21 protein-coding genes are annotated in these 24,650 nt (G+C 60.1%); 12 read left to right on the top strand and 9 right to left on the bottom strand.

Annotated elements, in window-relative coordinates:
* The first annotated feature begins 32 nt into the window (after positions 1 to 32).
* Both CVU69_06835 and CVU69_06830 read left to right on the top strand, forming a co-directional pair.
* Positions 33 to 1,319, top strand: a complete 1,287-nt coding sequence (locus tag CVU69_06835; protein PKN12492.1) for a TolC family protein — start codon at positions 33 to 35, stop codon at positions 1,317 to 1,319.
* A 100-nt stretch (positions 1,320 to 1,419) separates the two neighbouring features.
* The gene (locus tag CVU69_06830; GenBank protein ID PKN12491.1) at positions 1,420 to 1,614 is read left to right on the top strand and encodes a hypothetical protein; all 195 of its coding nucleotides are present in this window, start codon (positions 1,420 to 1,422) and stop codon (positions 1,612 to 1,614) included.
* A gap of 185 nt (positions 1,615 to 1,799) precedes the next feature.
* On the opposite strand, the gene CVU69_06825 is transcribed toward CVU69_06830, so the two are convergent.
* Both CVU69_06825 and CVU69_06820 read right to left on the bottom strand, forming a co-directional pair.
* Positions 1,800 to 3,800, bottom strand: coding sequence for an excinuclease ABC subunit B (locus tag CVU69_06825; protein PKN12568.1), 2,001 nt, complete (start codon positions 3,798 to 3,800; stop codon positions 1,800 to 1,802).
* Positions 3,801 to 3,897: 97 nt separating this feature from the next.
* On the bottom strand, positions 3,898 to 5,571 hold the full coding sequence (locus CVU69_06820) for a B12-binding domain-containing radical SAM protein (protein PKN12490.1): 1,674 nt from the start codon (positions 5,569 to 5,571) through the stop codon (positions 3,898 to 3,900).
* Between the two features lie 156 nt (positions 5,572 to 5,727).
* Here CVU69_06820 and CVU69_06815 point away from each other — a divergent pair, with 156 nt between their 5' ends.
* The 3 genes from CVU69_06815 to CVU69_06805 all read left to right on the top strand — a co-directional run bounded on the left by CVU69_06815 (position 5,728) and on the right by CVU69_06805 (position 8,285).
* On the top strand, positions 5,728 to 6,663 hold the full coding sequence (locus CVU69_06815) for a nucleoside recognition family protein (GenBank protein ID PKN12489.1): 936 nt from the start codon (positions 5,728 to 5,730) through the stop codon (positions 6,661 to 6,663).
* A 62-nt stretch (positions 6,664 to 6,725) separates the two neighbouring features.
* Positions 6,726 to 7,391, top strand: a complete 666-nt coding sequence (locus tag CVU69_06810) for a hypothetical protein (GenBank protein ID PKN12488.1) — start codon at positions 6,726 to 6,728, stop codon at positions 7,389 to 7,391.
* A gap of 12 nt (positions 7,392 to 7,403) precedes the next feature.
* Complete coding sequence (locus tag CVU69_06805; GenBank protein ID PKN12487.1) at positions 7,404 to 8,285, top strand: pseudouridine synthase; 882 nt, start codon at positions 7,404 to 7,406, stop codon at positions 8,283 to 8,285.
* Between the two features lie 28 nt (positions 8,286 to 8,313).
* On the opposite strand, the gene CVU69_06800 is transcribed toward CVU69_06805, so the two are convergent.
* Entirely contained in the window at positions 8,314 to 8,979 is a 666-nt protein-coding gene (locus CVU69_06800; protein ID PKN12486.1) for a two-component system response regulator BaeR, read from the bottom strand.
* Positions 8,976 to 10,418, bottom strand: coding sequence for a two-component sensor histidine kinase (locus tag CVU69_06795; GenBank protein PKN12485.1), 1,443 nt, complete (start codon positions 10,416 to 10,418; stop codon positions 8,976 to 8,978). Before CVU69_06795 ends, CVU69_06800 begins: the two co-directional genes overlap by 4 nt.
* Positions 10,419 to 10,745: 327 nt before the next feature.
* Between CVU69_06795 and CVU69_06790 the strand changes: the two genes are divergently transcribed.
* The 5 genes from CVU69_06790 (at position 10,746) to CVU69_06770 (ending at position 15,818) form a co-directional block, all read left to right on the top strand.
* The gene (locus CVU69_06790) at positions 10,746 to 11,237 is read left to right on the top strand and encodes a hypothetical protein (GenBank protein ID PKN12484.1); all 492 of its coding nucleotides are present in this window, start codon (positions 10,746 to 10,748) and stop codon (positions 11,235 to 11,237) included.
* A 79-nt stretch (positions 11,238 to 11,316) separates the two neighbouring features.
* Complete coding sequence (locus tag CVU69_06785) at positions 11,317 to 12,657, top strand: hypothetical protein (GenBank protein ID PKN12483.1); 1,341 nt, start codon at positions 11,317 to 11,319, stop codon at positions 12,655 to 12,657.
* Entirely contained in the window at positions 12,642 to 13,847 is a 1,206-nt protein-coding gene (locus tag CVU69_06780; protein PKN12482.1) for an efflux RND transporter periplasmic adaptor subunit, read from the top strand. The genes CVU69_06785 and CVU69_06780 overlap by 16 nt, the downstream gene beginning before the upstream one ends.
* Before the next feature lie 2 nt (positions 13,848 to 13,849).
* Positions 13,850 to 14,614, top strand: coding sequence for a macrolide ABC transporter ATP-binding protein (locus CVU69_06775; protein ID PKN12481.1), 765 nt, complete (start codon positions 13,850 to 13,852; stop codon positions 14,612 to 14,614).
* Positions 14,601 to 15,818, top strand: coding sequence for a multidrug ABC transporter substrate-binding protein (locus CVU69_06770; GenBank protein ID PKN12480.1), 1,218 nt, complete (start codon positions 14,601 to 14,603; stop codon positions 15,816 to 15,818). The genes CVU69_06775 and CVU69_06770 overlap by 14 nt, the downstream gene beginning before the upstream one ends.
* 189 nt (positions 15,819 to 16,007) lie before the next feature.
* On the opposite strand, the gene CVU69_06765 is transcribed toward CVU69_06770, so the two are convergent.
* The 3 genes from CVU69_06765 to CVU69_06755 all read right to left on the bottom strand — a co-directional run bounded on the left by CVU69_06765 (position 16,008) and on the right by CVU69_06755 (position 18,810).
* Positions 16,008 to 17,270, bottom strand: a complete 1,263-nt coding sequence (locus CVU69_06765) for a DUF445 domain-containing protein (protein ID PKN12479.1) — start codon at positions 17,268 to 17,270, stop codon at positions 16,008 to 16,010.
* A 141-nt stretch (positions 17,271 to 17,411) separates the two neighbouring features.
* A complete protein-coding gene (locus CVU69_06760) occupies positions 17,412 to 18,419 on the bottom strand; it encodes an aldo/keto reductase (GenBank protein ID PKN12478.1) in 1,008 nt (335 codons plus the stop codon).
* A 58-nt stretch (positions 18,420 to 18,477) separates the two neighbouring features.
* The gene (locus tag CVU69_06755; protein ID PKN12477.1) at positions 18,478 to 18,810 is read right to left on the bottom strand and encodes a hypothetical protein; all 333 of its coding nucleotides are present in this window, start codon (positions 18,808 to 18,810) and stop codon (positions 18,478 to 18,480) included.
* Positions 18,811 to 18,993: 183 nt separating this feature from the next.
* Here CVU69_06755 and CVU69_06750 point away from each other — a divergent pair, with 183 nt between their 5' ends.
* Together CVU69_06750 and CVU69_06745 are read left to right on the top strand one after the other, a co-directional pair.
* Positions 18,994 to 20,322, top strand: a complete 1,329-nt coding sequence (locus CVU69_06750) for a radical SAM protein (protein PKN12476.1) — start codon at positions 18,994 to 18,996, stop codon at positions 20,320 to 20,322.
* A gap of 140 nt (positions 20,323 to 20,462) precedes the next feature.
* Positions 20,463 to 20,981, top strand: coding sequence for a hypothetical protein (locus tag CVU69_06745; GenBank protein ID PKN12475.1), 519 nt, complete (start codon positions 20,463 to 20,465; stop codon positions 20,979 to 20,981).
* Positions 20,982 to 21,043: 62 nt separating this feature from the next.
* Here CVU69_06745 and CVU69_06740 read toward each other — a convergent pair whose 3' ends face one another.
* Positions 21,044 to 23,545 (bottom strand): glycogen phosphorylase, encoded by a 2,502-nt coding sequence (locus tag CVU69_06740; GenBank protein ID PKN12474.1) that lies wholly within the window; start codon positions 23,543 to 23,545, stop codon positions 21,044 to 21,046.
* Positions 23,546 to 23,551: 6 nt separating this feature from the next.
* Positions 23,552 to 24,547 carry a nucleotidyltransferase gene (locus CVU69_06735; GenBank protein ID PKN12473.1) on the bottom strand — a complete coding sequence of 332 codons (996 nt, stop codon included), beginning with the start codon at positions 24,545 to 24,547 and terminating at the stop codon, positions 23,552 to 23,554.
* Between the last annotated feature and the right edge of the window lie 103 nt (positions 24,548 to 24,650).

Here is a 24,650-nt window from a genome sequence, read left to right as displayed (position 1 = left end):
GGGGGAGTGAAAGGAATAATTGAGGTAATTTTATGAAACGTCATCTCCCCATTCTTTTTCTGTCCATCCTCCTCACCACCCCCGCTCATGCCGAACCGCGGCACCTGACCCTCGAAGAAGCTCTCACCCTCGCTGCCGAACAGAATTATGCGGTCAAGCAGGCGCAGGAGAGCCGTGCCGGTCTCGATGGCCGCTATGTCGAAGAACGGGCCGCCGCCCTGCCGCAGTTGACGGCCAGTGCCGGGATCGGTTTGTCGCGCGATGCCAGTCAGGAAGTCTTCGGCGCCGGCGCCCGCCAGCAGAGCAGCAGTGCGGAGATCTCTCTGACGCAGCCCCTCTTTACATGGGGGAAGATCGGCGCCGGGATTCGGGCGGCAAAAGTCGCGCAGCAAAGCGGCGATCAGTCGATCCTCAGTGCCCGTCAGGAAGCGCATCGCGATGTCACCATCGCCTTTGTCGATCTCCTCCTGGCTAACGAATTGCAACGTCTTGCCGGGGAGAATCTCCTGCAGAAGGAGCGTCATCGGCAGGAGGCGGAACGTCGCTACGCACTTGGGGTTGCCACCGATTACGATGTCCTCGCTGCCACGGTGGCGCAGGAGAATGCCCGTCCCGAGATCATCCGCGCCGCCAACCGCGTGCGTAGTGTCGGGCTGCGGCTCGCTTACCTCCTTGCCCTCCCGGAAGAAGTGGTGGCTGAGGGGACCCTGGCGGTGACGATCAGCGCCCCGCTCTCCTTTGCTGACGCTTTCGCCAGCGCCGTGGCGCACCGTCCCGAGCTCGCCGATCTCCGTCTCCGCCAGCAGGTGCAGACAGAGATCATCCGCATCTACGGAGCCGAGAACAAGCCGCGTCTCGATCTGCGTGGTGCTGCCGGCTGGCGGCGTCTCGAACTCGACAATGCCGCCGGGGATGAAGGGAATGGAGCGGCCTGGAATGCCGGCGTCTATCTGACCTGGCCCTTCTTTGACGGTCTGCGCACCGCAGGAAAAATTGCGCAAGCGCACAGTGATCTGCGCGGCCTCTCGATCAGTGAGCGGGCCCTCGTCGATGCTATTGGTCTGGAGGTGGAGACGGCTCGTAACGGCATCATCGACGCTGCGGCGATCGTGGCGGCGCTGCAGGGGACGGTCGGGCAGGCGGAGCGGTTGTTGAGGATGGCGGAGCAGGGATTCGAATACGGGGTCAAGACGCGGCTGGATGTTGATGATGCGCAGTTGAATCTGTTGCAGGCGCAGACGTCATTGGCGCAGGGGGAGCGGGATTATCGGGCGGCCGAGGCGGAGTTTGTCTGGGCGATGGGAAAGGCGGGGGAGTAGGGGCGTCTTGTGCCCGCCCGCTTTTGAGGTTCAAGACCGCAGGGTCGCGGCCCCGCTCGCCGCCTTCCTTTTTGTCAGCCAACAAAAAGGAAGCGAAAAAATGGCTTGTGGCGATGAGCTCGGCATGTCTGTTGCCGGCTTTCAGAGCTGTCAAGGGGCGTTGCCGAAACGAACCAGGGTGATCTTCTTAACGCGGAAGGCGGGGGCCTATGGATTCGGCCCCTTGGGGGATGCCTGCTGCAGAGAGTTGATTGGAGCAGAAGGTGAGCATTCACCGCCTTTGGTGCCCGCATAAGAATCGGGCACCGCTCTTCGTGCCGAGGTGTGCCGCCCGAGTCAGTGCATCGATGGTGAGTTGATCAGAAGAAGACCGGCGAAAGAGATGCCCTCCGCAGGAGAAAGGCATTTTTTGCCTACTTTTTGTTGCCGCATGGACAAAAAGTAGGGCGTCTGGCGGGACGCGACCCGCCGGTTTATATCTCATCCCCCCATCGCCAGCTCCTCCTTCTCCAGCAAAATCATCTGATCCCTCAATTGTGCCGCCTTCTCAAACTCCAGATTCCCCGCCGCCTTGAGCATCTCCTTCTTCACCTTCTCGATCTCCTTACGCAACGCTTTCGGGCTGCGGTAGACACCGCTCGTCTCGGCGGCGATCAAACTTGGATCGAGATCACTGCCGGCGGTGAGATCGTCGAGGATGGTGCGTAGCGACTTGGTCGTCGAGCGCGGAGTGATGTGATGCTCCTCGTTGTATGCGATCTGGGTGGTGCGGCGGCGGGCGGTTTCGTCGAGACAGGCGCGCATCGAGCGGGTGATCTGGTCGGCGTACATGATCACCCGACCGTCGAGGTTGCGGGCGGCGCGGCCGCAGGTCTGGATCAGGGAGCGCTCGGAGCGGAGGAAGCCCTCCTTGTCGGCATCGAGGATCGCCACCAGCGCCACCTCGGGGAGGTCGAGCCCTTCGCGCAGCAGGTTGATGCCGATGAGGATGTCGAAGACCCCGAGGCGGAGATCGCGGAGGATCTCCATCCGTTCGACAGTGTCGATATCGGAGTGGAGGTAGCGGACGCGAAAGGCTAGCTCTTCGAGGTAGGTGGTGAGGTCCTCCGCCATCCGTTTGGTCAGGGTGGTGACCAGGACCCGCTCCCCCTTGGCGACGGCGTCGCGCAGTTCAGCGATGAGATCGTCGACCTGGCCGCTCGCCGGGCGGACTTCGATCGGCGGATCAATGAGGCCGGTCGGCCGCACCAGCTGTTCGACGATCACCCCCTGCGCTTTCTCCAGTTCATAGTTCGCCGGGGTCGCCGAGACGTAGATCGTCTGGAGATTCTTCGCCTCGAACTCCCCGAAGGTGAGGGGGCGGTTGTCGAGGGCGGCGGGGAGGCGGAAGCCGTAGTTGACGAGATTCTCTTTGCGCGAGCGGTCGCCGCGATACATCGCCCCGACCTGCGAGACCGAGACGTGGCTCTCATCGATAAAGAGGATGGCATCCTTGGGGAAGTAGTCAAAGAGGGTCGCCGGCGCCTCGCCGGGCTTACGGTTTTCTAGGAAGCGCGAATAGTTCTCGATGCCGGTGCAGTAGCCGATCTCCTCGATCATCTCCAGATCGAACATGGTGCGCTGTTCGATCCGCTGCGCTTCGACCAGAAGATTCCGTTCGCGGAAGTACTGGATGCGTTCGCGCAGCTCGTCCTGAATCTCGGTGATGGCGCGATCGAGGGTCGGTTTGGTCGCCACGTAATGGCTGGCTGGGAAGATGGCGGTGCGGGGGAGCTTGTCGATGATCTTCCCCAGGAGGGGGTCGATTTCGTGCAGGGCTTCGACCTCGTCGCCGAAGAAGGTGACGCGGATCGCCCGCTTCTCTTCGTAGGGGGGGAAGATCTCCACCGAATCGCCGCGCACGCGGAAGGTGCCGCGATGGAAGTCGATGTCGTTGCGGCTGTATTGGATCTCGACCAGGCGTCTGAGCAGGGCGTCGCGGCCGAATTCCATCCCCTCTTCGAACTGAATGAGCATCCCCGAATAGGCCTCCGGCGCGCCGAGGCCGTAGATGCAGGAGACCGAGGCGACGATGAGGACGTCGCGGCGGGTGAGGAGGGAGCGGGTGGCGCTGTGGCGGAGCTTGTCGATCTCTTCGTTGATCGCCGAATCCTTGTCGATAAAGGTGTCGGTGCTGACGATGTAGGCTTCGGGCTGGTAGTAGTCGTAGTAGGAGACGAAGTACTCGATGGCGTTCTCGGGGAAGAGCTCCTTGAATTCGCCGTAGAGCTGCGCCGCGAGGGTCTTGTTATGGGCGAGGACCAGGGTCGGGCGCTGCACCTGGGCGACGACGTTGGCCATGGTGAAGGTCTTGCCGGATCCGGTGACGCCGAGGAGGACCTGATGGTGGTCGCCGCGGCGCAGCCCTTCGGTCAGTTCGGCAATGGCGCGGGGTTGGTCGCCGGCCGGTTGGTAGGGGGATTTGAGCTCGAATTTGGCCATGGGAGGAGAATAGCATGAAGGGGCGTATTTTTTGTAGGGGCGCAATGCTTGCGCCCGTTTTGTATTGAGAATAGAAGCGGGCGCAAGCATTGCGCCCCTACGAGATCACAACCTCTTCACGCACCTCCAGCCCCTGCCCCGGCGCCGTGTAGTAAAGGAAGAGGCGCACAATGCGACCGTCTGCGGCGAAGACCGCCGCCGTATGCTGAAGCTTGATCCTCTGACCGCGAATTGCATCGGTCGCCAGCCGCACTTGCTCACGCACAGCCTTTGCCTCTTCGGAGTTGAGGTCGGTATTGACGAACCACGGCACCTGCCCGGCGGCGATCCGTTCGCTGCCGAGCAGGTCACGAGCGAGGGCGTCGAGGAGGTGCGGCGCTTCCTGCCGCAAATAATCAGCCAGCCGCAGGAAGACCTCGCGCAGGCCGACCGGATGGCGGAAGTAGTCGTGCTGCCGCCAGTAGGCCTCCAGAGCGGCGAGGCTGGCGGCGAGGGAGTTGTTCCCCTCGGTGAGTCCGGCAATGGTCCCGCTAAACTTGTGGCTGTTGACGAGGAGGTCGAGGAGGCGACTGATGCCCCGCAACTTTTCGAGAGCGTTAAAATCAAGGAGCGGGGTGGAAAGGACGCTGTAAGGGGGATGCGGATCAAAAGCGATGCCGAGCGATGCGGCGTCGCGGCGCAGCGGCGCACCGGGGAGGAGCTTGACCGGCTCGATCTGTAGTGCATGGGGGTGAAGAGTGGCGACGCGGTCAAGGGAGTGGAGGAAATCGTCGTACCCTTCGGCGGGGAGGCCGTAGATGAGATCGAGGTGGAGGTGGATCGACGTTTCGCTGCGCAGGCGGCGCACGTTCCTTTCGAGCTTCTCCAGATCGGCGTTGCGGCTGATGGCGGCCAAAGTCGCCGGCAAGGTTGACTGAACGCCGATCTCGAACTGGAAGGTCTCGGGCGGCACCGTCGCCAGCAGGATCAGCGATGCCTCGTCAAGGAGGTGGGCGCCGATCTCGAAATGAAAGTGGCTTTTGCGGTTATGCTGGAGGATGAAGGACCAGATGGCGCGGCTGCGCGCCCCGTTGTAATTGAAGGTACGATCGACAAACTTGATCTGCGGCACGCCGGCTTCGAGGAGGATCTTCAGGTCCGCCTGTATCCGTGCCAGCGAGAAGGAGCGGACTTTCGGGTCGAGTGCGCTCATGCAGAAGGCGCAGTTGTAAGGGCAGCCGCGGCTCGATTCGTAATAGACCAGCCCGCGTCGGAGATCGACCTGTCCGGCGGCAAAGGGGGAGGGGAGAGTGTCGAGATCGTCGGCAGGGGCCGCGAAAGGGCCTTCGATCAACTCGTTGTCACAACGGAGCAGAAGGTTGGGAATTCCCGCGCCATTCTCGCCTCGCGCCCAGGCAGCAAGGAGGGAGGGAAAAGGAATCTCCCCTTCGCCGCGGATCAGGGCGCTGATACCGGGATGACGGTGGAGGAGGTCGCTCTCTTCATAAGACAGCTCCGGTCCACCGACAACAATGCGCAGTTGCGGTCGCACTACCGCCAGAGCATCGATGAGCTCCAGGGTCGCCGAACGATTCCAGATGTAGACGGAGAAGGCGATAACATCCGGCTCCTGGGCAAGGAGGACGGCGAGAATCTGCTCCTTCGGTTCGTGGACAGTGAACTCGCAGATCCGCACTTCGCCGCAATCGCTGGCGCAGGCTGCGGCCAGGCAGGGGAGGGCGAGGCTGGCGTGAATGTATTTGCTGTGCAGGGTGGTGAGGAGAGTCAGCATCGCCGGAGGATAAACGATAATCAGCAGGTGGCAAAGGGAAAAGACGCATTGACAGAATCTGCACTGTCGATAGAATGACGCACCACCCCCGCCCTGTCGGGCACCCCCTCCTTGGTTAAGGAGGGGGCCGGGGGGTGGTGGTTTTGGAGGTGTTTAATGGAAGAATTCATCAAAATTATCCTCGTTTCGGGGAAATCAGCTCTCGATCTCGCCCTCTATATCCTTTTGCCGGTCCTCGTCATCATGATGGCGCTGATGAAGGTGATCGAAGCGCGCGGGATTCTCGCTCTTGTCGCCCGTGGTCTGCAGCCCATCCTTAAGCTGGTCGGCATCCCCGGCGCCGGCGTCTTTGCCATGCTCCAGCTCCTCCTTGTCAGTTTCGCCGCCCCCCTCGCCACCCTGACGATCATGGAGAAGGACCACACTGCCCGCCGGCAGATCGCCGCGACTCTGGCGATGGTCTTCACTATGTCGCAAGCCAATGTCGTCTTCCCTCTGGTGACGGTCGGTCTCGACCTTGGCGTGATTATGATGACCTCGCTGCTCGGTGGTCTTACAGCTGCAGCTGCCACCTATTATGTCTTTGCCCGCTCCAGCGGTGCCGAAGATCTGACGCATGGGGATTTGCCGCCGGCGGAGAAGAGGTCAAAGACCACGACCTTCAATCTGATGATCCTTGGCGGTCAGGAAGCGATCCAGATTATTCTCGGCGCCATCCCTATCCTTGTGCTGGCGCTCTTTCTGGTCAATGTCTTCACGGCGATCGGCGCCATTGCCCTGCTCGAAGGCCTCCTTGCCCCCTTCTTCGACATGATCGGCTTTCCGGCGGTGGCGGTCCTGCCGATTGCGACCAAATATCTGGCCGGCGGCACGGCGATGATGGGGGTGATGCTCAACCTTCTCAAGGAAGGGGTGATGACCCCGCTGGAGATGAATCGCATGGCCGGTTTTCTCATCAACCCCTGCGATCTCGTCGGCGTTGCTGTCCTGATCTCGGCCGGCAGACGCTGTGCCTCTGTCGTCCGTCCGGCGATTGCCGGGGCGGTGGTCGGGGTGCTGCTGCGGGCGGGACTGCATCTGCTGATTTTCTGAAGAGAGAAAGAGTCCTCTCGCAGTATTTTTTATTGAAATCAATGGCCGGAAGGGAGAGAAAGATGTCGGAAAAGTTGAAAGAGTATGCATTAAAAGGGGCGGGAATTGCGGTGATCGTCCTACTGTTACTGCAGGCTCTACCCTTTTTACAACCGGACAATCCGCCGGTGGTTAATGAGCCGGTTTGGGACCGTCCTGAGACCCGCGTTCTGGCCAAGCGGGCCTGCTTCGATTGTCATTCGAATGAAACCGTCTGGCCCTGGTACGCCAGGGTGGCGCCGATGAGCTGGCTGGTCGTTTATGATGTGCGGCAAGGGCGGGCCGCGTTTAATTTTTCGAACTGGCATGCCGGGGATATGCCGGGAAGAAAAGCGGATGAAGAGATTCGCACCGGGAAAATGCCCCTGCCCCGCTATCTTTTGCTCCATCCGGAAGCGCGCCTGACAGACGCTGAAAAAGCCGAACTGCGAGCGGGGCTGTTGAAGACGATGACGGACAAGGGACGTGAGGCAACGGCTGTCACCGGAAAGGATTTAACCGAGGCCGGTGCAATCCTGCTTTATGCCCGCTGCTCGGTTTGTCATAGTGCCGACCGGGCTAAACGGGAGCGCAAGTCCCGGAAACAGTGGGAGGAGACGGTTACGCGGATGATGGCTAACGGTGCGCTGCTCTCAGAGGAAGAAAAGGTTGTACTCATCGATTATCTGGCCAGGACTTATGGCCAGTAAGAAGGAATAAGCATCGGGATTTCATCTCATCCATCGACCGTTACCCTGCCGCAGATTGCAACGCCCTACCCGTCGCTCCTGGAATTCCTGAGCCGTAGATTCCCGCATATTTCCAGGGAAATCTGGGTGCAGCGCCTGGTTGCCGGCAAGATCCTGGACGCGGCGGGAGCGCCGCTTACCTTGGTCAGCAGCTATCAACCTCATCTGCAGCTCCGCTATTTCCGTGAGGTGGAGAATGAGTCGCAAATTCCCTTTTTGGAGTCAATCCTTTATCAGGATGACGATCTTCTTGTTGCCGACAAGCCGCATTTCCTCCCCGTAACCCCGGGGGGTCGCTATGTTGAGGAGTGCCTGCTGAGTCGTTTGCGCCGCAGTACCGGCAACGCCGATTTGGTGCCGCTGCACCGCATCGATCGCGAAACCGCGGGAATCGTCCTCTTCTCCGTCACCAAGAAGACGCGTGGCTGCTACGCCCGGCTCTGGTTGCAGGGAGAAGTTGAGAAGCACTATCAGGCGCTCTCGGCCGGCCGGCCCGGTTCGGAAGGTTCCGTTTGGTTGGTGGAAAACCGTATTGAGCGCGGAGACCCGTCCTTCCGGATGCAGGTCGCCCCCGGAGAAGTCAATGCCCGCTCTCTGATTACTCTGCTGGAATGCAACAACGGCATCGCCCGCTTTCTGCTGCAGCCGCTGACCGGGAAGACCCATCAACTGCGGCTGCACCTTAGCGGCCTCGGCTGCGGCATCCTCAACGATCGCTTTTATCCGGAGCTGCAAGCGGAGAGGGCCGACAACTTTGCGACCCCGTTGCAACTGCTGGCCCAGATGGTCAGGTTTAAGGATCCCCTCAGCGGGGCAAGGCGGGAGTTCTTCTCGGAACGGGAGTTGTCACCGTAAAAAGTAGCGAGCGGTTGTGAGCGCCGGGTCAAGCGTCAAAGGTGTAACCGACACCATAAACCGAGCGGATCAGTTCGGTGCCGGCGGTGATCGTCAACAATTTGCGCCGCAGCTTCTTGATGTGGCTGTCGATGGTCCGATCGCTGACGCTGCGCTGGTCGGGGTAGATGCGGTCCATGAGCTGCTGCCGTGAGTAGATGCGGCCGGGAGAGGCAACGAGAAAGCGCAGCAGTTGGAACTCCACCGCGGTCAGTTCGACGCTTTGTCCTTCCCATTCCGCACAATAACGCCCTTCATCAAGATGGAGTCCCGGTACCGGCGAAGTGTTGCCGTTGCTGCGGCGCAGCACCGCCCGCACCCGCGCCACCACCTCGCGCGGGCTGTAGGGCTTGCAGATGTAGTCGTCCGCCCCGAGTTCGAGGCCGAGGAGGCGGTCTATCTCCTCGACGCGGGCGGTGGTCATGATCACCGGCACAGAGCTGAAGGTGCGCAGCTCGCGACAGATCTCCATCCCGTCCCGCCCCGGCAGCATCAGATCGAGGAGGATCAGGTCGGGAGCGCGCTCCCGCACCGCCGGGATGGCGTCGCGACCATTACTGATCATGCTGACGGCAAATCCCGCCTGTTGCAGATAATCGCGCAGCAACTCCGCCAACTTCGCTTCGTCCTCAACGATTAAAATCTCCTGGCTCATGTCGCCTCCATCGTCAACGGCAGGGTCAAGGTCAAACACAGACCTCCAAGGGGGGAAGGGTGCGCGATGAGTGTTCCCTGGTGCGCTTCGGCAATATTGCGGCAGATGGTGAGGCCGAGTCCGGCTCCGCCGGTTTCCCGGTTGCGGGAGGACTCCACCCGGTAAAGGCGCTCGAAGAGTCGTTCCATTTCCGCCGCCGTCACCGTCGGGGCACTGTCGCAAAGTTCTATCTGCAAACTCGAGCCGCTCCGTTCCATCCGCAGTTTCAGAACGCCGGGGGCATCGGTGTATTTGAGGGCGTTGTCGAGGAGATTGGAGAAGAGTTGATGGAGGCGCTGCGGGTCGGCGAGGATTTCTACATCGGAGCCGGGGACGAACTCTTTGCCTAGCGTGATCCCCTTGGCGGCAAAGAGCGGTCGTAAAGGCTCCAGAGCGGCCAGCAGCACAGCTTGGGGAGCGAGGAGTTCCTTGCGGTACTGGAGCGCACCGAGGTCGGAGAGGGAGAGCTGGTAAAGGTCGTCAACCAGGCGTCCGAGGCGCAGCGCTTCGCCATGCAGGGAGGAAAGGGCCGCAGGCGTCAGCGGGCGTACTCCGTCCTGCAGCGCTTCAATCTCGCCGCGCAACACCGTCAACGGCGTGCGCAGTTCGTGGGAGATGTCGGCAATCCATTGCCGTCGTGCGGTTTCGTTTTGCTGCAAGGTCAGGGCGAGGAGGTTGAAGTCGCTCGCGAGTTGTCCGAGTTCATCCTGCGATGTCACCGCTATCCTCTCCGTGGAGGTCCCGGTGGCCAGCCGCCGGGTGGCAGCAGCGATTTCGCGCAGCGGGCGCACCAGGCGCCGCGCCAGTGGCAAAGAGAAGAGGGCGGCGACCAGCAGTGTCAGTCCCGCCACCTGTGCCAGCCCGAGTTTCTGCTCCTTGAGGAAACGCAATTGATGAGCATCGGCCAGGTTCTTTTGAGGCAGTAGGCCGAGAGTGCCGATCTTCTGTCCTTGATAATGCAAGGGAATCATCCCTTCAGCCGGCAGGGGCTGGGGCGGCCCGGCGAGATGGCGTCCGGCACTGTCGAGGAGCTGCACCCGCAGTTCGAAGAGATGGGCCATTCCCGGCGGGGGCGGTTCCGGTCGCTCGCGCCGCCGTTCCAGCCGGCGTTCAAGGCGGTCAAGATGTTTTGGCCGGATCTGCCCCTCCGGCAGGGTGTTGACCATCAAACGCAGCAGGCTTTTGGGCTCGTCGCGGATGAAATCCCAACTCCCCGCGGTGGCGTAGCTGCGCTCCACTTCAGCGGCAAGCAGTTCCAGTCGCTCCTGATCGAGGGTGTTGACATAGCGGAGAAAGCCCCGGTCGATGTTCCAGTGCATAATGAAGAACATGCCGCACGCCACCAGGGCGGAGGCGGTCAGGAGCACCAGGAAAAGCCGTGAAGTCAGCCCGAGTTTCATTGTAGATCCTTTGAATATAAAAAAGACAATTGAACACGGATAGCACGGATGGAACGGATAAAAGACAGATAAAGCAAGGCGCTTCGGTCGTGTTTGATCCGTGAAAATCCGTTCAATCAGATTTGATCCGTGTGCTGGATGCATTTACTCTTCCTTTCTTAGTAGCACAACTGCTGCCGTTCAATCCATCGCCGGCAGACGGCTTTTGCGCATTTCCACATTCCTTCCACATTTCCTGCACATTCCCCTGTTATCGTTACTGCAACAAAACGAGGGGTCTTGAACCCCGCAGCCTTTCCAGCCCGTAACACCAAAAGGAGAAGAACCATGAAAAAACGCATCCTCATCGTCACCCTTTCCCTCCTCACCCTCCTCGGCTCGGCCCTTTATGTCGCGGCCTCTCCCTCCGGCGGCCCCTGCGGCGGGCCGTGTGATGGTCGTTGTGACGCCCCCGGCACCGGGAAGGAGCGCGCTGGCGGCCACTTTCTTGAACGTATGACCAAGATCCTTGATCTGACCGAAGCGCAGCAGGCGAGTATCAAGAAAGTGCAGGCGGCGGAGCAGGAAAAGACCGCGGCCCTGCATGAAAAGAAGCGGGAGATTCGTCAGCAACTGCGGCAGGCGGAGGGAGCAAAACCCTTTGACGAAAATGCGGTCAGAGTTTTAGCCGAGCAAAGCGGTGCTATCGAGACAGAACTGACCATTGTTCGGGCTCGGAGGCATAGTCAGATCGATGCCCTTCTGACGCCGGAACAGCGGAATTTAGCCGCCAAGCTTCGCCCTGAACCGGGAGAAAAGCGCAAGGGCGGTCGCCGCTAAGGAATGAACCCGGCGACAATCTCTGGTGTCATGTCCGTTTGAGCGCTGAGATTGTCGCCGGCACCACAAAAGGAGTCCCATGTTGAGACATCGTCCCTTTTCCCTCGTTTTCGTCCTCTTCCTCTTGGCGTTCTCCGTCAGCACGGGATCTGCTGCGGCTGAAGTCCAGAGCCTGACCTTGAGCCAGGCAGTGCAGTTGGCCCGGCAGCGTAATCCCGATCTCCTCATGATGAAGAATCAGGTCGCCACTGCCGCCGAGTCCCTGCGCCTGAAGGAGACGGCTCTGCAGCCGTCCCTCGACCTCAACATTTCGGCGAGTGAGCGTTTCACCGAATCATCCGTTACTGTCGACGGGAAGAGTGATGCAATCGCTTCGTCGCTGAATTCGAGTTTGAATCTGTACCGGGGCGGGGCGGATCTGGCGGGGCGCCGTAGCGCTTCCTTTTCCCTGGCGGCTGACCGCTACACCTTGCGACGCAGCGAGCAGACTCTGCTCCTGACGATCAGCAGCGGGTATATGCAGGCCCTGACCGATCGGGCCCTGATCGTGGTGGAGGAGGAGAACGTCGCGGTGAACCGCCAACTCGAAGAGCGCATCTCTGCCCTGGTCGACGCCGGCGTCAATCCGATCAGTGATCTTTACCAGCAGCAGGCCGCGACCGCTCAGTCTCGCCTCAATCTCCTTAGTGCCGAGCGTAACGCCACGGTCAGTCGCATGCAGCTCCTGCAAGCGATCGGCATCATGCCGGATACCGAGGTGGATCTGAAGGGGCCGTCGGCTCCACAGCTCTTCCTCACCGAGATAACCCTCCCGGCGTCAGGCGGAACGCGCCCCGATCTCCTCGCCACAGTCGAAGCGCAGGCCGCAGCGCAGGCGCGCATTGAGCAGGCTCAGGCCGGACGTTGGCCGACGATCGATCTCACTGCCGCTCTCGGCAGCAGTTATAACAGTCATAGCAGCGGCAGCTTTTCCAACCAGTTCAGCGATGATAATCGTTATGCCAGCATCGGCGTTAGCCTCAACCTCCCCTTCTTCGATCGCGGGCAGAATCGTTACAGTGTGGCGACCGCGCAGATCGCCGCGCAGAACAGCCGTCTGGATGCCGAGAAGCTCAAGCTGGCGGTGACCGGAGATATTGCCCAGGCGGAAGCGGAGCTGCGCATGGTCCGGCAACAGGTCGAAGTGACGACCCGCCAATTGCAGTCGGCACAGGAAGCATGGGCGGCGCAGTCGGAACGCTACCGCGTCGGCGCCAGCAAGTTGATCGAAGTGACCCAGGCCCGCACCTCTTTGGTTACGGCTAAGTACGATGAAATCAAAGCGCACTACGCCCTCCTCACCCGCAGCATGGCACTGTTCCAGGCGCGCGGCGATGATGCGGCGATGGAAGCGCTGCTGAATGAATGGGAGAAGCAATAATGGAATCGGCTTTATTCACGAAGAAAAGACTCCTCTGGGGGAGTGCCACCCTGATCCTGATTGTCCTCCTTTGGGGGGGCTATTCCTGGCAGCAGGGACAGAGTCAAGCGACGGCGCGACCTGACTACCTCTTTGCCACCATCGAACGCGGCACTCTGGAGAATATCATCTCCAGTACCGGCACCCTCGCTGCTGTGGAGACCGTCGACGTCGGCACCCAGATCTCCGGGACCATCGACAAACTTCTCGTCGACTTTAACGATCCGGTGAAAAAAGGGCAGATTCTTGCAGTCCTCGATCAATCCCTCTATCAGGCGGCGAAGTCGGATGCCGAGGCCGGAGTGAATCGGGCCAAAGCCACTTTGCAGCAAGCGGAGGAAGATTTTGCACGCAACCAGCCCTTGGTCGCCAAGGGATATCTTTCTGCCCAGGAGTTCCTTCCGACCCGTACCGCCGTCGAAATCGCCCGTGCCGACTTGCAGTCAGCCAAAGCGGTCCTGATCCGGGCGCAGAGTAATCTCGACTACACGGTGATTCGCGCGCCGATTAACGGGACGATTATTACCCGCAGTGTCGATGCCGGCCAGACCGTCGCTGCCAGTCTCAATACCCCGACCCTCTTTGTCATCGCTAACGATCTCAAACAGATGCAGATCGAAGCCAATGTCGACGAAAGCGATATCGGGCTGATTCAGCAAGGACAGAAGGTGCGCTTTACCGTCCAGGCCTGGCCGGATGAACGCTTTGACGGGATTGTCAGTCAGATCCGCCGCCAGCCGACAACGATCTCCAACGTCGTCAACTACACGGTGGTGGTGCGCGCCGCCAATGATCAGGGACTCCTCCTGCCGGGGATGACCGCGACCGCCGATTTTATCGTTGAGCAGGCGGAGGATGCGCTCCTTGTTCCCAATGCGGCCCTCCGTTTTGTGCCGGCCGCGGGGGAAAAACTAGCGGTCCTTCCGAGCGGCGCGGGGCGTCTCTACATTCTTGACCCGCAGAAGAATCTGCAGATGCTGCAAGTCAGCACCGGTGTCAGTGACGGCAGTAAAGTTGTCGTCAGCAGCGCTGCGGTGCAGGACGGGATGAAAGTCGTCAGTGGTGTGGCCCCGGCGGCAAAGGAAGGGAAGAAGGGGCTCATGTCTCGCCTGCTGCCCGCGCCGCCTGGTGGCGGCGGCGGAGGCCGCTGATCATGGAGACTCAGATAGATCCCGTAGAAATCATCCGTCTGCAGGGGATCGGCAAGCGCTTTGATCTCGGAGAGACCAGCGTCAACGCCCTGCGCGATGTTTCGCTGACCATCAATTCCGGCGAGTTCGTGGCGATTATCGGTGCCTCCGGTTCAGGCAAGTCAACGTTGATGAATATCCTCGGCTGTCTCGATCAGCCGAGCAGTGGTGAATATGTTCTCGAAGGGGTGGAGATCAACCGCCTCAATAAAAAAGAGCTTGCCGACATCCGTAACCGTCGTATCGGCTTCGTCTTTCAAGGCTTTAATCTCTTGGCGCGGACGACAGCACTGGAGAATGTTGAGCTTCCTCTCCTCTATGATCGCAGTGGTCGCCAGCGTTCGGCTCGGGCCTATGCCGAGGCGGCGCTGCAACGGGTCGGTCTCGGTGACCGCATGGAACATCAGCCGACCCAGCTCTCCGGCGGCCAGCAGCAGCGGGTGGCGATCGCCCGTGCCCTGGTCAACGAGCCGGCGATCATCCTCGCCGACGAACCGACCGGTGCTCTCGACAGTCGCACCAGCCTCGAAGTCCTTGCGATCTTTCAAGCCCTCAACGCCCAAGGGATCACCGTGATTATCGTCACTCATGAAGCCGATATTGCCGCCCACGCCAAGCGGTTGATCGAAGTCCGTGACGGCCGGATTCTTCGCGATGAAGTCGTCGTCAAGCGCCTGATTGCAACGGAGACCTTGAGTCGCCTGGGAGGTAGCGATGAAGTGGAGTAATCTCATCCTGGTGGCTCTGCGCGGCATCGCCAAGAACAAGATGCGCAGCTTACTGACCATGCTCGGCATGATCATCGGCGTCGGTGCCGTCATCGCTTTGGTCGCCCTCGGCTCCGGTTCGCAAGCGGACATCCAGAGTCAGGTCGCCGGCCTTGGTACCAACCTCCTGATGATCCGTCCAGTGAGCACTCAGAGTGCCGGGGTCCGCGCCGCCAGCGGCAGTATGAGCAACCTGTCGCTGGCGGATGTTGCCAAACTCAAACAGCATGCCACTCTCCTGAGCGGGGTCTCGGGGGTGGTGCGGGTCCAGGAACAGGTGATCGCCGGGCGGACGAACTGGAATACAACGGTCATGGGGGTGGGGGTCGATTATCAAGGGATTCGCAACTATACCCTGGAGAGTGGCGCCTACTTTACGGAACGGGATGTCAAGACCAGCAGCAAGGTAGCGATCCTTGGCAAGACCGTCGCCGATGCACTCTTCCCCGGCCAGGATCCTATCGGGGTGCAGATGCGCATCCGCAATGTCCCCTTCAAGATCATCGGCGTCCTCGCCAGCAAGGGGGAGAGCTCCATGGGTTCAGATCAGGACGACATCATCCTCGCCCCGGTGACGACGATCCTTTATCGCCTCAGTGACGGCAAGACCGTGCGCGATATCGTGGCCAGTGCCCGTTCTGAGGAGGAGATGGCGGCGGCGAAGATCGAGATCATTACCCTGATGCGCGAAGCCCATCGTCTGCCAGTCGGCAGTGACGACGATGTCCTTATCCGCGATCAGTCTGAAATTAACACCATGGCGACGAAGATTACCAGCACGCTGACCATGCTGTTGAGCGCCGTCGCCGGCGTTTCGCTCCTCGTCGGCGGCATCGGCATCATGAATATCATGCTCGTCTCGGTCACCGAGCGCACCCGCGAGATCGGCATCCGCATGGCGGTCGGCGCCCGCCCCGGCGATATTCTTATCCAGTTCCTCATCGAAGCGGTTATCCTCAGCCTCATCGGCGGAATGATCGGCATCGCCTGCGGTATCGGCAGCGCCTCCCTCCTCGGCGCTCTCCTCGGCTCGTCGGTCGTCGTCTCGCCGGGGATCGTTATCGGTTCTGTTGGATTCACTGCATTGGTTGGTATCTTCTTCGGCTTCTATCCGGCGCGCAAAGCTTCCCAGCTCAATCCCATTGAGGCGTTACGCTTCGAGTAGGGGGACAAACCGACCACCCCCCAGCCCCTCCTTAAGCAAGGAGGGGAGCTTAAAGCCTGAAATCCCCCTCCTATTTTAGGAGGGGTTAGGGGTGGCAAGGTCTCAGCTTAAAGGTTTATTGAAGTAAAAAGCCCGCCCGGTCACTGCGACCGGGCGGGCTTTTTACTTCTGCAATGGATGTGCGCGGGATCAGCGCAGCAGCAGGCCGATGGCATGCAGCACCAGGCCGATGAGGCCGCCGACCAAGGTGCCGTTCATGCGGATGAACTGGAGGTCGGAGCCGATACTCAACTCAATTTCGTTGACATACTCCTCCGTCTCCCAGGCCTGCATCGTCTCGGTGATATGCTTGGCAATGGCGCTGCGCAGCGGGTCTCCATAGGTGATGATCAGCTTTTCGAGGTGTTCGTTCAGCGACTCCTGCAGCTCCGGATTGGTCGCCAACGCTCCGGCCATGCCGCCGATCGCTTCGGCGATCTTCTCCCGGACTTTGGAACCGTCCTGCTGCAGGTCGTGGCGCAGCCACTCCTTGAGGTCGCCGACGAGGCTCTGCACGTAAGCGCTGAGCAGGTCGTTATGGGCGATCTCCAGCTTGATCGTTTCGACCTGCGCCCGTAATCCCTCGTCGAATTGCAGCCGGCGTATCAATTCGCCGACGGTGCGATCGAAGGACTGGCGGAGTTTATGTTCAGGATCAGTGCTGACCTCCTGCAGGTATTCGTTGAGCCGGCGCACGATCTTCTCCCCCGCCCCTTGAGAAAACTCCTCGCGGTTGGGGATGAACATGCTGATCATCGGATACTCTTTTTTAATCATGTTGTCGATCGCCACGGCGAGACCGGCCTGCGCCTCCGGGGTCGAAATCCAGGCTGCCCCGCGGCGGAGGAGATCGTCGAGGACGACCTGGTGGCGGTTCTTGTGGCGCAGGGTGTCGAGGACCACCCCGGCCGAGGTCGAGAGGTCGAACTTTTCGACCTGATCGGAGAGGGCGGCGCGCACCACCTTCTGCACCCGCTCGTCATCGAGAAAGTCGAGGGACTCGGCGAGGACGCGGCTCATTCCCCGGGCCACCAGCTCGGCATTGACGGGGTCGACAAGGTAGCTGCTCAGCCGTCCGGCCGGATTGTAGGCGCGCAGCTTGGCGGTCAGGGTTGCAGGTGCAAGGAACTTGTCGCGGATAAAGTCGGCGAGATTTCCGGCAATCGTCTCCTTCTTGTTCTTGATGATCGCCGTATGGGGGATCGGCAGACCGAGGGGGTGGCGAAAGAGCGCGACCACGGCAAACCAGTCGGCAAAGGCGCCGACCATCGCCGCCTCGGCAAAGGCGCCGACCCACTCCCAGGCCCCGAGTTCGTGACGGCTGCGGGCGATGATAAAGAGGAGTGCCGCGCCGACCATGAGGCCGGTGGCGATGGTTTTGTTGCGGTTGAGGGTTTGTCTTCTATTCTCCATGCAGGGGCTCCATTTTGTTTCTTTTGATTGGTGGGCACAAAAATGACCCGCCGTCTTGTTTGAGGGGGTCATTCTTGTCTGGACAAGGTATAGCAGATTTTAAATGAAAATGCCTCCTTGGGACTTTGCTGCTTTGAAAATTTAGCGGTTAAGGAAGGCCATCATGTAGGCCGGGTAGCGCTCGCCGCTCGCCGTCCCTTTGGGGAGCGCCTCGGCAATCTCCGTCATCTCGTCGGCGCTGATTTTGACTCTGGCGGCGGCGATATTCTCTTCCAGATATTTGCGGCGTTTGGTCCCTGGAATCGGTACGATATCCTCCCCTTGCGCCATGACCCAGGCGAGGGCGAGCTGGCCGGGGGTGATCCCCTTGTGATGGGCAATCGCCTTGATTCGCGCTACGACTTCGAGATTCTTTTGGAAGTTCTCCCCTTGAAAGCGGGGGGAGTTGCGACGGTAGTCGTCGGCGGGGAAGTCGTCGGGGCTCTTCAGTTCGCCGGTCAAAAAGCCGCGGCCCAAGGGGCTGTAGGCAACGAGGCCGATGCCGAGTTCGCGCAGGGTCGGGAGGACGTCGTCCTCAAGGTCACGACTCCAGAGGGAGTATTCGCTCTGCAGGGTACTGATCGGGTGGACAGCATGGGCGCGGCGGATGGTGGCGACCCCGGCTTCTGAGAGGCCGAGAAAGCGGACCTTGCCGGCAGTGACGAGGTCGGCCATCGCCCCGACCGTCTCTTCGATCGGCACATCGGCATCGACACGGTGCTGGTAGTAAAGGTCGATATGGTCGATCCCCAGCCGCTGCAGCGAAGCGTCGCAGGCGGCGCGGACATACTCCGGCCGGCCGTTGATGCCGGTGACCGGCGCCCAGCCTCCCCCTGCGGCAGGGGTACTGCTGCGCATGATGCCGAACTTGGTGGCGACGATCGCCTGCTGGCGCCGCCCCTTGAGGGCGCCGCCGATCAGCTCTTCATTGGTGCAGGGGCCATACATGTCGGAGGTGTCGAGGAAATTGACGCCGAGATCGAGGGCGCGGTGAATGGTGGCAATCGACTCCACTTCGTTGCGTTCGCCGTAGAAGTCGGACATCCCCATGCAGCCGAGGCCCTGGGCCGAGACGGTTAATCCTTGGGATCCGAGTTTGCGCTGTTCCATGATTCAAGCTCCTTGGGTGATTTTGTAGCAATTCCTTAAAGTTTTTCGATTGGTCCTCTTACTTCAGCAGCCATTGATGCACCAGCGCTCCCAAACCCCAGGCCGCGAAGCTGGCAATCAGGACGATGCTCAGGGAGCACTCCTTGCGGAAGCAAAGGAAGGCGACGAGAAAGAAGAGGAGGGTTGGCAGCAGTCCCCAAAAGGCGCCGCGGCTGAAAGTCTGCATGACCTGCGGGTTGCCCTGGCTCTCGACATAGACCCAGACCAGCACCAGTACCCCGGTCAACGGCATGACCCCAATCAGCCCGGCGGCGGAGGGGAAGCGTTTGGCCACGCCGGTGGCGGTGAGGATAATGGCGACGCTGAGGGCGATTTTGAGCAGGGTTTGCATCATGACATCCTTCGAAAATCTGGCAAGACAGTTTTTCACGCAACGGCGCACCAAAAGTAGGCGTTTTTAAACGACGACGCAACGAAAATCAAAGCATATTGAGTCAAAAATTGCCGTGCAAGCCATCATGTGCTAGTCTTCCCTCTTCAAAATGATCACTGCTGGAGAATGGTAAAACAATACATGAACAAGAATAAAACCATCCTTGCCGTCGTCGCTGACGAAGGCGGCGAGGTCTTTGAACATCCTGATCTCCTCCTCGCCGGGATGAACGGCACGGTCTGCCGCGCTCCCCGGCCGGACGAGCTTATCCCTCTCCCCGAGGGGAGCCGCCTCTTTACCATTCCCGGCACGCCGCCGATCGGCTTTGACCGTAAAAGCGGTGTCCTCAAGACCCTTGACCGGCTGCCGCGCAGCTGGGGCGGCGGCAAGATCCAGGCGGTCAGCACCTTCCTGACCCCGGCCTTTACCCGCACCCTCCTCCCGGCGGCCGATTATGACCGCAAGGCAGTGACTCTCCCCCTCTGGTCGTACACTGCGGTCGGCTGGTGTGTCGAGGAAGAACGCTTCTACGCGGCGGCGGTGCGGGTAGATCGCAATCCGCAGTGGAATCCCGAACACTTCGACGACCGCCAGCTCGATCCGCTGGTGCGGGCGACCATCGCGGCGCATCCGCAGAACCGCCTTTACGAGCAGCTCTCGCGTTGTGCCGTCGATTACCACTGCTTTGCCGCCAAGAACCTCTTCTTCCGCCGCTGGGAAGCGCCGCTGCCGACCTCACCGATCTGCAACTCCCGCTGCCTCGGCTGTATCTCGCTGCAGGAGTCGGACTGCTGCCCGGCGAGTCAGGACCGCATCAGCTTTGTGCCGAGCGTCGAGGAGCTCTGCGAGGTTGCCATCCCCCATTTGCAGCAGGCTGAAAACTCCATTGTCTCCTTTGGCCAGGGGTGCGAAGGGGATCCGATCCTGCAATGGCCAACGATCAGCGCCGCTGTCCGCCAGATGCGGCTGGCGACGAGTCGCGGCACGATCCACTTCAATTCCAATGCCTCCCTGCCGGATGCGGTCGACGAACTTGCGGCGGCCGGGATCGACTCGATCCGCGTCTCCCTTAACTCGGCACAGGAAGAGCTCTACAACGCTTACTACCGGCCCAAGGGCTACACCTTTGCCAGTGTCGTTGACTCCATCGGTCGGGCGAAAAAGGCCGGTCTCTTCACCATGCTCAACTATCTCGTCTATCCGGGAGTGAATGACCGGGAAGAAGAGATCGCTGCCCTTCTCCAATTGGTGCAGGCAACCGGGGTCGACCTTATCCAGATGCGCAATCTCAGTATCGATCCGGTCATGTACCGCGATGCCTTGCAGATCTCGGGAGAGGGGATCGGCATGACAGCGATGCTGGCGCGGATCAAGGCGGAGGTGCCGCGCATTCAGTTCGGCTACTTCAACCGCACCAAAGAGAATTTTTATCCGTCCGGCTATGAAAGCGACTGGCCGCTGCCGCCGTAAAGTTGGTCGGGCAACACCTTACCACCCCCGGCCCCTCCTTGAATAAGGAGGGGAGCTTAAAGCTTATCGCCCCCCTCCTTTGTTAAGGAGGGGCTGGGGGTGGTCGATTTGAATGCCACTAGAACTAACAGGAGAAATTGATGGCCAGAATATGTACTGATGCTACGGAAGAAGTTTACAGCAGCCGCACGGCCCGCAAGGAAGCGGCGCATGCTGTCACTGACCTCGCGCATCAAATTGCCGAGTTGCCGGAAGCAACCTTTCGGCGTCTGCAGCTCAACGATGAAACCCGCGCCGCCTTTGTCGTTGCCCGCGGCCTCAAGGCGAGCAGCGCCCGCGCCCGGCAGTTGCGCCACCTCGGGGCACTGTTGCGCGAAGATGAAGAGATGTTGTCGGGGATTCACCAGACTTTGGAGGGGAATGACCAGCGCCAACTCGCTGACAACAAACTCTTTCATGATCTCGAAGGCTTGCGCGACCGTCTCCTCGCCGAGGAGGGTGCGAGCGTAGCATTGGAGGAAGCGCGTACTGCCTTCCCGCTTCTCGATCCGGTCGCACTGAAAAGTGCCATGGCGAAATATCGCAAGGACGGCGACAAAAAGGCTTTTCGGACGGTTTTTCGCTTACTGCGTGAAGCTGCAGCCAAAGAGACCGCGTAATAAAACGGGGCGCAGCATCTCAGCTGCGCCCCGTCAATCCTTTCCCCCTCCTTCTCGTCTCGCTACTTCGGCAACACGTCCGGCACCAGCTTCCAGATATCCCGATTATATTCCGCGATGGTGCGATCCGTGGAGAAGTGACCGCTGCGGGCGCTGTTGAGGATACTCATGCGTGTCCAGCGCGGCTTGTCCTGATAAGCGAGGGCGATCTGGTGCTGCGCCGCCACATAACTGCCGAAGTCGGCGAGGGTCAGCCAGGGATCACCGGGGCTGGTGAGGGTGGTGAGGAGTGGTTCGAAGATGCCCGGTTCTAACTGGTTAAAGTGACCGCTTCCCAGCAGTTGCATGACCCTCCCCAGGTTTTCATCAGCGGCAATGATTTGCTGGGGGTTATAGTTGTGGCGGGTTGCTTCAACTTCGCTGGCGGTCAGGCCGAAGAGGAAGAAGTTTTCTTCCCCCGCCTCCTCGCGGATTTCAATGTTGGCACCGTCGAGGGTGCCGATGGTGATAGCGCCGTTCATCATGAACTTCATGTTGCCGGTTCCGGAAGCTTCTTTGCCGGCCGTGGAAATCTGTTCGGAGAGATCAGCCCCCGGTGCAATGATCTCCATCGCCGTCACTCGGTAGTCGGGGAGGAAAGCAACCCTGAGACGGTGCGCTGTCGCCGGATCGCTGTTGATTACCGTCGCGACGTTGTTGATCAGTTTGATGATCAACTTGGCGATGGCGTAGCCCGGTGCGGCTTTACCGCCGATGAGGACACAGCGCGGCGTCCAAGCGTTGACATCTCCCCGCTTGATCCGGTCATAAAGATGGATGACATGCAGGACATTGAGGAGCTGGCGCTTGTATTCATGAATCCGTTTGACCTGCACGTCAAAGAGGCTGGCCGGTTCAAAGAGGATACCGCATTCCTGGCGCACCAGTTCGGCGAGGCGCTCTTTGTTTCCCTGCTTGACCCCTTGCCAGTGCGCCTGAAAGGCGGGATCATCGGCCAGAGGGGCAAGTTTCTGGAGTTTGCCGAGATCGGCAACCCAGTCCGCACCGATAGTCTGATCGATGAGTCCGGCCAGGCCGGGATTGCAGCCGGCAAGCCAGCGCCGTGGGGTGACGCCATTCGTTTTGTTGTTGAACTTGTCCGGCCAGAGTTCGTAAAAGTCGCGAAAGAGGCCGGCAATCAACAGTTGTGAATGGAGGGCGGCAACACCATTAACGGAAAAACTGCCGACGATCGCCAGATAGGCCATGCGTACCTGGGGGGTCTCTCCCTCCTCGATGATCGACATGCGGCGCAGGCGCTCACGGTCGCCGGGCCAGTGCCGCGCGACTTCGGCGAGAAAGCGGGCATTGATTTCGTAGATGATTTCGAGGAGTCGGGGGAGGAGCTTACCGAAGAGCGGGACCGGCCAACGCTCCAGCGCTTCGGGAAGGAGGGTGTGATTGGTATAGGCCATGGTATGGCTGGTTATCGCCCAGGCTTCGTCCCAGCCCAGCCCGTTTTCATCGATGAGCAGGCGCATCAGCTCGGGGACGGCACAGCTCGGGTGGGTATCGTTAAGCTGAAAACAGTTTTTGTCGGCAAAACCCGAAAAGTCCTGACCGTGGCGACCGGTCCAGCGGTCCATAGCATCCTTGAGGCTGGCAGAGGCGAGGAAGTATTGCTGCTTTAGTCGTAAGAGTTTCCCTGACTCACTGGAGTCATTCGGGTACAGGACCATAGTGATATTTTCGGCAGCATTCTTTTGCGCGACCGCTTCCGGATAGTTGCCGGCATTAAAGTCCCCGAGATTGAACTCTTCCGTCGCCTCTGCTTTCCACAAGCGCAGGGTGTTGACCGTGCCGTTTTGAAAGCCGGGAATCGGGAGATCATAGGGGATGGCGACAATGTCGCTGGTCTCGACCCAGCGCACGGAAATTTCACCGTCGGGGGCGCGGCTCGATTCGGTTCGTCCGCCGAACTTGATCCGCTGGGCATATTCCGAGCGTTCAATTTCCCAGGGATTCCCGTGCCGCAGCCAGTGCTCCGGTTCTTCCACCTGGCGGCCATCGACGATCGTCTGGCGAAACATGCCGTACTCATAGCGCATGCCATAACCGACGACCGGCAGTTGCAGGGTGGCGCAGCTGTCGAGGAAGCAAGCGGCGAGGCGACCTAGACCACCGTTGCCGAGGCCGGCATCCGGTTCGGAGTCGACGAGGTCTTCGATGTCGAGGGAAAAACCGCTCAGCCCTTTTTTAACTTCCGCGGTGACCCCGAGGTTAAGCATGGCATTACTGAGGAGGCGACCCATGAGAAATTCGAGAGAAAGGTAGAAGGTGGTGCGGCTGTTATTCTCCTCTTCGGCGCGGCGGGTCGCTTTCCAGCGCTCCATGAGGCGATCGCGGAGCATGAGCGCCAGGGCGCTATAGGCATAATGCGCCGAACGGCAATGGGCGTCGCGCCCGAGGTGGTTGCTGTAGTAATAGCGGAAATCGCTGGTCAAGGCTTCAGCATCGAGCTGCAGGGGTGGAAGCTGCGTCAGGAGCGGATCCGGGCAGATCAGGGAGGTCGGGCGGCTGGACATAAGGACTTAACCTTCCATTTCGATGATCGAATGATCACCGATGTTCATTTTACGGGCAGTGCTGCTGAGACGGACGGAATCGCCGAGAATGCTCCCATTCAGGAGCATCCCGGTCACTTCACTATTGAGGTTGATGATCGAATCGCGGATGATGCTGCCGCTGATGACCGAACCGGCAGCGACCGAAACATTGGGACCAAGAATGCTGTTGCGGACGAGGGCCCCCTCGGCAATATGGACCGGGTCGATGAGGACGGAGTTGACTGCTTCGCCGTGACAATGGTGGCGGCCGTCGAGGAGATAGCGGTTGGTTTCGAGGAGGGTCTCGGGCTTGCCGCAGTCGAGCCAGGCATCGATCTCCGGCGCGCAGAAGGTCAGGCCGTCGTGAATCATGCGCATGAAGACCGCGGGCAGGTAGTACTCCCCCTTGACGGTGTCGCCGGCATCGACCGAGGTCTGGATATAGTTCATGAAGCGGACGCCGTCGCTCAGGTAGTAAAGGCCGACCTGGGCAAGGCGGGAGATCGGCGTCTCCGGTTTTTCGACCATATCGACGATGATCCCGTCCTTGACGACATTGACGCCGAAGCGCTGGTAATCTTCAACCACATGCGAGTAAATGAGGCCGTCGCACTCCTTGGCAAGTTCCGGGATGCGGCTCAGGTCGGCGACAAAGATGGTATCGTTGAAGACGATAAGGAGGTCGTCGCCGGGCGACAGGTAGGGGGCGGCGAGGAGGACGGCGTGGGCCGGACCGAGACGTTCCTTTTGCACCACATAACGGCAGGTCAGCTGCGGAAAGGATTTTTTCATCTGCGCGGCAATCTGATCGCCGTGCTCGTCGGTGATGAAGATAAATTCCTCGACCTGCAGATGAGTCAGACGGCCGATAATATGTTCGAGAACGGTCTTGCCGGCAACATGCACCAGCGATTTTGCTTTGGTATGGGTGTGCGGGCGCAGGCGCGTCCCTTTCCCGGCAACAGGGAGAATAACTTTCATTGCAGGCACTCCTTGGTGTAAATAGTAATTCAGTTGGCTGGAAAGTCAAAAGATCGGGTGCAGCAAGCGATGCCCCATCAAACAAAAAATCTGGAGAATAAAA

The organism is Deltaproteobacteria bacterium HGW-Deltaproteobacteria-4 (genome assembly GCA_002841765.1).
GTDB lineage: Bacteria > Desulfobacterota > Desulfuromonadia > Desulfuromonadales > UBA2197 > UBA2197.
The sequence above is the reverse complement of the archived record's forward strand: the minus strand, read 5'-3'. Positions and strand labels throughout refer to the sequence as shown.